Here is an 8,115-nt window from a genome sequence, read left to right on the forward strand (position 1 = left end):
GCCTGGTTGGAAGAGCGGTGCATCGCACAATGGGGAGAAATCCAGCATGGCGTCCTCCCCGGCACAGTTGCCGATGTGCACGCCGTTGAGATTATCAGCCTGATGCCGATGGGGCGGGCCTTCGATGGCTTTGTCGAACATACCAAGCGCGTGTCGCCGACCTGCCTGATCGCGTTCGAGCGCAATCGCTATAGCGTTCCTGCATCCTTTGCGAACCGGCCAGTGAGCCTGCGGGTCTATCCTGATCGGTTGGTCATCGCGGCCGAGGGGCAAATCTTGTGCGAGCACAACCGGATTATCGACCGTTCTCACCAGAAGCCGGGGCAGACGATCTATGACTGGCGGCACTATCTGGCAGTTGTTCAGCGCAAGCCTGGCGCTTTGCGCAATGGGGCGCCATTCCTCGAAATGCCCGAAGCCTTCCGGCAACTGCAGGGGCATCTGCTCAAGCGGCTCGGTGGTGACAGGGAGATGGTCGAAATCCTCGCCCTTGTTCTACAGCATAACGAACAGGCTGTGCTCAGCGCCGTCGAACTGGCCCTCGAAGCTGGGGTGCCGACCAAAACCCACATCCTCAATGTTCTGCACCGCCTGATCGATGGCAAGGCTCCACCGGCATCCCCAATCGATGCCCCGCAGGCCCTGCGCCTCGCCCAGGAGCCTGTTGCCGATGTCGAACGCTACGACACGCTGAGGGCGTTACGCCATGCGTCATGATCCGGCCAGCGCCGCTGTGGTTGTCATGCTACGTGGCCTCAAAATGTATGGCATGGCGCAAGCCGCTGGTGATCTGATCGAGCAGGGCGCGCCAGCCTTTGATGCTGCCGTTCCGATCCTCTCACAGCTTCTCAAGGCGGAGATGTCCGAGCGGGAGGTCAGGTCCATTGCTTACCAGATCAAGGCAGCCCGGTTCCCGGCCTACAAGGATCTGGCAGGCTTCGACTTTGCCGTCAGTGAGGTCAACGAGGCGCTCGTGCGTCAACTTCACCGTGGTGACTTTATGGATAGCGCCGACAACGTCGTACTGATCGGCGGACCAGGCACCGGCAAAAGCCACATCGCGACGGCTTTGGGCGTCCAGGCGGTTGAGCATCACCGCAAAAAGATCCGCTTCTTCTCCACCGTCGATCTGGTCAATGCGTTGGAGCAGGAAAAGGCCGCAAACAGAGCGGGCCAGTTGGCCGAGCGTCTGTTGCGCCTCGACCTCGTCATCCTTGATGAGCTGGGATATCTACCCTTCAGCCCTTCAGGCGGGGCCATGCTGTTCCATCTGCTCAGCAAACTCTATGAGCGGACCAGCGTTGTTATCACCACCAACCTGAGCTTCAGCGAGTGGTCCAGTATCTTTGGCGATGCCAAAATGACCACCGCCCTGCTGGATCGCCTCACGCATCATTGCCATATCCTTGAAACCGGCAATGACAGCTTCCGCTTCAGAGCCAGTTCCGCCGCCCCAAAATCCAGAAAGGACAAATCACCCGCTTGACCCTGCTCGTCGCAGGCAGTACATTATCCACGCCCACCCGGGTCACTTCTCAATGAAAATCCCGGGTCACTTCTCAGTGCAACTCAACACATCGCTGACCCTGACACGACCTACAATGCCAACGGACTGGAGAGTTGAAATGACCAAGACTGTCATCGCGGGCGCTACGTTGATCGACGGGACCGGCGGCGCGCCGGTGCCCGATGCGGTGGTCGTGATCGAAGGAGATCGCATCCTCGCCGCCGGTTCGCGCAACGGCTCGACCCTGCCGGAGGCCGCGAACGTCATCGACGCCGCCGGCAAGTTCGTCATCCCTGGCATCATCAACTCCAACGTCCATCTGCTCGATGCCTGGACGATGATGATCGGCATCGGCACGGTCGAGTATCTCGCCCGGTTCGAAGGCCGCCTGCATGAAGTGATCGAGGAAGCCGCGCAAATCGCGCTGGCGACCGGCCAGACGACGGTATTCGACACCTATAACGCGCTTCAGCCCGTCCTGTATGCACGCGATCGCATCGCCAGCGGTCAGGCGGCAGGCGCGCGCATCTTCGCCGCCGGCAACATCGTCGGCATGGGCGGCCCCTTCTCGCCCGACTTCTCGAAAAAGGCGCGCGAGACCAGCAGCCAGACCTTCTGCAACCGCATGGATGCGCTGTTTGAGGAAGGCGTCGGACGCCGCCTCGCCGCGCTGCCGCCCGAGGAAGTCCGCCTGATCATCCGCGAATATCTCGGCAAGGGCATCGACATGCTCAAATTCGCGGTCAGCGATCACATCCTGACCGAGTGGCTGAACCCGCATCTCACCTTCTCGGCGCGTGTTCAGCGCGTGATCGCCGAAGAGACACGGGCGGCGGGCAAGCCGCTGCTCACGCACACCACGTCACTCGAAAGCCTCAACGACGCCGTTTCGCTGAGCGCGGACATCCTGATCCACGCGACCTTCACCTCGAAGGTGCCGATCCCCGACGAACTGATCGAGGAGATCGTCAAAAAGAATATTTCGGCCGAAATCCAGCCAGTCACGCAGGAATTCCAGTGCCATCTTGAACAGACGCAACAGCCGATGACGATCTATGCCGGCGGCGTGCATCAGCAGAACACGGTGAAGATGATCGAAGCGGGCGTGCAGATCCTGCTCGGCACGGACGCGGGTTGCACCGATCCCGACTGCCTGGCCGACATGCCCGAGGCGGACAAGGCCGACCGCCCCTGGTCGCTCGGCAACGATCATACCCATTGGCTGAAGGCGATGGGCCAGCTCGGCATGAAGCCGATGGACTTGCTGCTCGCGGCGACGAGCAACGTCGCGCGCGCCTATAACAAGGACGATGTGCTGGGCACGGTCACGGCGGGCAAGTTCGCCGACCTGCTCATCCTCGACGCCGACCCGCTCGCCGATGTCGAGAATTACCGTCGCATCGACACGATCTTCCAGGGCGGACGCAAGGTCGATCGATCGACCCTGCCGACGAAGAAGGTCGTGACCGCCTATCCGCGTTCGGAACCGCAATAACGAAAAAGACCGCCGTCCGCCCGATCGGGTGGACGGCGGTCTCTTCAAAGAACCAGACTGAATTCCGAATGGCCGTTACAGCGTCAGCGCCTCGACCGTGTCGGGGCCGCTGGTCAGCGAAACGCTGCCGTCCTGCGTGATCAGGATCGTGTCGGAATGGCGGAACCCGCCGACGCCCGGCAGATAAACGCCCGGTTCGATCGTGACGCTCATACCCGGTTCCAGCAGGCGCGTGTCGCCTTCCGCCAGGAACGGCGCTTCATGCCCAGTCACACCCATGCCGTGGCCGGTGCGATGCAACAGATTGTCGGCATAGCCGTTCGCCTCGAACAGGTCGTTCACCGCGCGGTCGAGATCGCACATCGGCGTTCCCGGCCGCGCCATGTCGAACGCGAGCCGGCGGGCGAGCATCATCACTTCATAGGGTCGCTTGGCCGCCTCGGGCACAAGACCGACGAAGAAGGTGCGTTCGACCTCGGCGCCATAGCCGTTCAGCACCGCGTTGACGATCGTGACATTCGGCCCGCCGTCCTCGATGCACATGGCGAGATCGCTGAAATTATGCGGATCGTCCGAATAGCGGGCCGGCTGGAACAGCACGTCGGCGCGGGTCGCGAACGGGTTGATGTTGGGATTGTCCTTAGTCAGCATGCCCATCATCAGCGACTTGCCGGCCGCCATGATCTCGCTCAGCGACCGGCCGACCTTCACCTTGGCCAGAAAGTCCTGCAGCGCGGCGTTCGCGATGCCGGCGGAATAGACCATGCGGCCGACTTCATACGCGCTTTTGATGAGCCGCAGATCGTCGACAAGGTCGGCTCTCACGCGCTCGGCGCCGATTTCGTCATAGATTTGCAGCGGGCAGACGGATTCGACGCCGACGCGATCGGACGCGCCCAGCACCGATTTCATCCGATCCGACCATTGTCGCCCCTCTGGCGCGGGAAACTCGAAATACTCGACCAGCTCGATCTCACCCACCACGCGGCTGCGGATGTGCGGAATTTCCAGCTTCGGCGCGACGAAATGCGGGATGCCTTGGGCGGGGATCAACAGGACGAACGGCCGTTCGTGGATGAAATTCGCGAAGTTCGTCAGATAATAGACATTGTCCGGTTGGACCGACACATACCAGTCGAGCCTGCGCTCGATCATCTTTTCCTGAAGACGAGCGATCCGCGCGTGCAGTTCCTGCTTCGTCGGCGCGTCGAAAATCGGGGTAAGGTCCATGCGCTGCGTGCCCTGTATGGTTGAAGATGGAAAATGCGGGACCGTCCGCCATTCACAGACGAGCGATATGCTTGCCGAGTTTCGCGCCGATCATGAGGCAGGCGGCGTTGGTATTGCCGCTGATCGGTTCGGGCATGATCGAAGCATCGGCGACCCACAGATTGTCGGTCCCGCGGACCTTCAGGTCGGGCGAAACCACTGCGTCATCGTCGATGCCCATGCGACAGGTGCCGACGGGGTGATAGGCCGTTCCCGTAAAGCGCCGGACATAATCGGCCAGCTCTTCCCGGCTCTGGACGGCCGGGCCGGGATAGACCTCACTCTCCAGCAGGGCGTTCAGCGGCTCGGCTCGCACGATTTCGCGCACGCGCGCGACGCCGTCGATCAGCACGTCAAGGTCTTCGGCATTGTCGAACAGCTGGCATTCGATACGCGGCGCGGCCTGCGCATCCGGGTCCCGCAGCCGGATGCGCCCACGGCTTTTGGGATAGGAATTGTTCAGCAGGATCGTCGCCGACGGGTAGGACTGAAGGACGAAGTCGCCCGTCTCCGAGACGAAATAGCCGACCGGCACGAAATGCAGCTGCAGATCGGGATAGGGCTTGTCCGCAGACGAGCGGATGAACGCGGTCGCCTCGAACGGATTGGCGATCGGCCCCTCCCTGCCCAGCGCATATTGCGCCGCAAAGCCGAGCGTCTGGCGGATCCCGCCGGTGAGGTTGAATGACTGAATGCGTGTCTTGAACGTAAACCCGACCAGCGGATGTTCGATCAGGTTCCGGCCGACGCCCGGCAGCGCCAGCTTGGTCGCGACACCCTGCTCGCCCAGTTCCGCCGGATCGCCGATGCCCGACAGCATCAGCAATTTGGGCGTGTTGATCGCGCCGCTGGACACGATGATGTGCCGGCCGCGTTCGACCTGCGCCGTGCCGTCCAACGTGAAGGACACGCCGGTCGCGGTGCGGCCGTCGAACTCGATCTTGTCGACATGCGCGTTCAGCAGCAGCTGCACGTTCGCGCGCTTGAGCAGCGGCCGCAGAAACGCGGTCGCCGAGCTGCAGCGGAAGCGTCCCCGCTGCGACAATTGCGCATAGCCGACGCCATCCTGGCGGTCGCCATTGTAATCGGCGTTGCGCGGGTGACCGGCGGCGACGGCGGCGGCGACGAACGCGCGTGAGAGCGCGTGCGGGTGACGGACGGTGCGGACATGCAACTGCCCCGCACGGCCACGTCCCGCCCCCGGCTGGTCGCTATGCTCGATCGCCTCGAACACCGGCATCACCTCATCGGCCGACCACCGGACATCGTTCCACTGGCCGAGCGACGCGTCCCAGCGATCGAAATCCCGCGCCGCGCCGCGGACATACATGGTGCCATTGACGCTGCTGCTGCCGCCCAGCACCCGTCCACGCCACCATCGCTCCGTCTTCCCCAGCCGCGTTTCGTCGGGTTCGGATTCATAGCCCCAATCGTACGTGGTGATGGCCTTCAACTGGCCGGCCGGAACCTTGATCGAGGGGGATTTGTCGGAAACGCCCGCCTCGATGATCAGGATAGACTTGCCGGGGGCCGTCTGCGCGATCTGATAGGCGGCGGCGCAACCCGAGGAACCGGCGCCGATGATGATGTAATCCCACATTGTGGTTCCCCCTGTCCGACGTCCGGACGAGCTATCCAGTTTCAATCGTGATTGATCCACAGTGCCTGACGATGCGCATAATGCGCCACCCCGGCCAGACCGCCTTCGACGCCGAAGCCGGATTGGCGCATCGGCTCGAACGACAGGGCATGGCCGCCGCCTTCCCCCTTCGGGATCGTCGTGTTGAGGAACACCGATGCGCGAATGCCCTTGGCCGTGCGCAATCCGGCGGACAGGTTGGATGTCCACACATAAGCCGCCAGCCCATAATTCGTGCTGTTGGCCAGGCGCACCGCCTCTTCGACCGTCTCGAACGTCGTGACCGACAGGACCGGCCCGAAGATTTCCTCCTGCGCGATCCGGGCGCTCGGCTGCACCGCGCGATAGACGGTGGGCTTGACGTAGAAACCTTCGCCCATGCCGTCGAAGCGACCGCCACCGCACACCAGCTCGGCGCCGTCCGCCGCCGCCGTGTCGAAATAGCCCAGCACCCGGTTCATCTGACGCTCGGACACCAGCGGCCCGAACGTCGTCGCGGCGTCCAGCGCATTACCCGGCACGATATCCCCCAGCCGGCTGACGATCCGGTCCAGCACCCGTTCCTCGACCGATTTGTGCACCAGCAGTCGGGAGCCGACGCTGCAGATCTGACCCTGGTTGAGGGTGATGTGTTGAGTTGCACTGAGAAGTGACCCGGGATTTTCATTGAGAAGTGACCCGGGTGGGCGTGGATAATGTACTGCCTGCGACGAGCAGGGTCAAGCGGGTGATTTGTCCTTTCTGGATTTTGGGGCGGCGGAACTGGCTCTGAAGCGGAAGCTGTCATTGCCGGTTTCAAGGATATGGCAATGATGCGTGAGGCGATCCAGCAGGGCGGTGGTCATTTTGGCATCGCCAAAGATACTGGACCACTCGCTGAAGCTCAGGTTGGTGGTGATAACAACGCTGGTCCGCTCATAGAGTTTGCTGAGCAGATGGAACAGCATGGCCCCGCCTGAAGGGCTGAAGGGTAGATATCCCAGCTCATCAAGGATGACGAGGTCGAGGCGCAACAGACGCTCGGCCAACTGGCCCGCTCTGTTTGCGGCCTTTTCCTGCTCCAACGCATTGACCAGATCGACGGTGGAGAAGAAGCGGATCTTTTTGCGGTGATGCTCAACCGCCTGGACGCCCAAAGCCGTCGCGATGTGGCTTTTGCCGGTGCCTGGTCCGCCGATCAGTACGACGTTGTCGGCGCTATCCATAAAGTCACCACGGTGAAGTTGACGCACGAGCGCCTCGTTGACCTCACTGACGGCAAAGTCGAAGCCTGCCAGATCCTTGTAGGCCGGGAACCGGGCTGCCTTGATCTGGTAAGCAATGGACCTGACCTCCCGCTCGGACATCTCCGCCTTGAGAAGCTGTGAGAGGATCGGAACGGCAGCATCAAAGGCTGGCGCGCCCTGCTCGATCAGATCACCAGCGGCTTGCGCCATGCCATACATTTTGAGGCCACGTAGCATGACAACCACAGCGGCGCTGGCCGGATCATGACGCATGGCGTAACGCCCTCAGCGTGTCGTAGCGTTCGACATCGGCAACAGGCTCCTGGGCGAGGCGCAGGGCCTGCGGGGCATCGATTGGGGATGCCGGTGGAGCCTTGCCATCGATCAGGCGGTGCAGAACATTGAGGATGTGGGTTTTGGTCGGCACCCCAGCTTCGAGGGCCAGTTCGACGGCGCTGAGCACAGCCTGTTCGTTATGCTGTAGAACAAGGGCGAGGATTTCGACCATCTCCCTGTCACCACCGAGCCGCTTGAGCAGATGCCCCTGCAGTTGCCGGAAGGCTTCGGGCATTTCGAGGAATGGCGCCCCATTGCGCAAAGCGCCAGGCTTGCGCTGAACAACTGCCAGATAGTGCCGCCAGTCATAGATCGTCTGCCCCGGCTTCTGGTGAGAACGGTCGATAATCCGGTTGTGCTCGCACAAGATTTGCCCCTCGGCCGCGATGACCAACCGATCAGGATAGACCCGCAGGCTCACTGGCCGGTTCGCAAAGGATGCAGGAACGCTATAGCGATTGCGCTCGAACGCGATCAGGCAGGTCGGCGACACGCGCTTGGTATGTTCGACAAAGCCATCGAAGGCCCGCCCCATCGGCATCAGGCTGATAATCTCAACGGCGTGCACATCGGCAACTGTGCCGGGGAGGACGCCATGCTGGATTTCTCCCCATTGTGCGATGCACCGCTCTTCCAACCAGGC

Annotated in this window: 6 protein-coding genes and 2 pseudogenes; 3 read left to right on the forward strand and 5 right to left on the reverse strand. The window is 62.1% G+C overall.

The window, feature by feature from the left end; all coding sequences use genetic code 11:
* From istA (BV908_RS21375) to BV908_RS21385, 3 genes and pseudogenes are all read left to right on the forward strand, one after another.
* Positions 1 to 717, forward strand: a pseudogene (istA, locus tag BV908_RS21375) (IS21-like element ISRsp3 family transposase); the annotation flags it as partial.
* On the forward strand, positions 707 to 1,486 hold the full coding sequence (gene istB, locus BV908_RS21380) for an IS21-like element ISRsp3 family helper ATPase IstB (protein ID WP_006955904.1): 780 nt from the start codon (positions 707 to 709) through the stop codon (positions 1,484 to 1,486). The pseudogene istA (BV908_RS21375) and the gene istB (BV908_RS21380), both read left to right, overlap by 11 nt.
* 139 nt (positions 1,487 to 1,625) lie before the next feature.
* Positions 1,626 to 3,002 carry an amidohydrolase family protein gene (locus BV908_RS21385; protein WP_172751426.1) on the forward strand — a complete coding sequence of 459 codons (1,377 nt, stop codon included), beginning with the start codon at positions 1,626 to 1,628 and terminating at the stop codon, positions 3,000 to 3,002.
* Between the two features lie 75 nt (positions 3,003 to 3,077).
* Here BV908_RS21385 and BV908_RS21390 read toward each other — a convergent pair whose 3' ends face one another.
* From BV908_RS21390 to istA (BV908_RS21410), 5 genes and pseudogenes are all read right to left on the reverse strand, one after another.
* The gene (locus BV908_RS21390; protein WP_103739170.1) at positions 3,078 to 4,232 is read right to left on the reverse strand and encodes a Xaa-Pro peptidase family protein; all 1,155 of its coding nucleotides are present in this window, start codon (positions 4,230 to 4,232) and stop codon (positions 3,078 to 3,080) included.
* Positions 4,233 to 4,284: 52 nt separating this feature from the next.
* Positions 4,285 to 5,871, reverse strand: coding sequence for an FAD-dependent oxidoreductase (locus BV908_RS21395; protein WP_103739171.1), 1,587 nt, complete (start codon positions 5,869 to 5,871; stop codon positions 4,285 to 4,287).
* Positions 5,872 to 5,912: 41 nt separating this feature from the next.
* Entirely contained in the window at positions 5,913 to 6,539 is a 627-nt protein-coding gene (locus BV908_RS21400) for an aldehyde dehydrogenase family protein (protein WP_103739172.1), read from the reverse strand.
* A 90-nt stretch (positions 6,540 to 6,629) separates the two neighbouring features.
* Entirely contained in the window at positions 6,630 to 7,409 is a 780-nt protein-coding gene (gene istB, locus BV908_RS21405; RefSeq protein ID WP_006955904.1) for an IS21-like element ISRsp3 family helper ATPase IstB, read from the reverse strand.
* A pseudogene (gene istA, locus BV908_RS21410) lies at positions 7,399 to 8,115 on the reverse strand (IS21-like element ISRsp3 family transposase); the annotation flags it as partial. The pseudogene istA (BV908_RS21410) and the gene istB (BV908_RS21405), both read right to left, overlap by 11 nt.

The sequence above is a fragment of the Diaphorobacter sp. LR2014-1 genome (assembly GCF_002916785.1).
Taxonomy (GTDB): Bacteria; Pseudomonadota; Gammaproteobacteria; order Burkholderiales; family Burkholderiaceae_C; genus Diaphorobacter; species Diaphorobacter nitroreducens.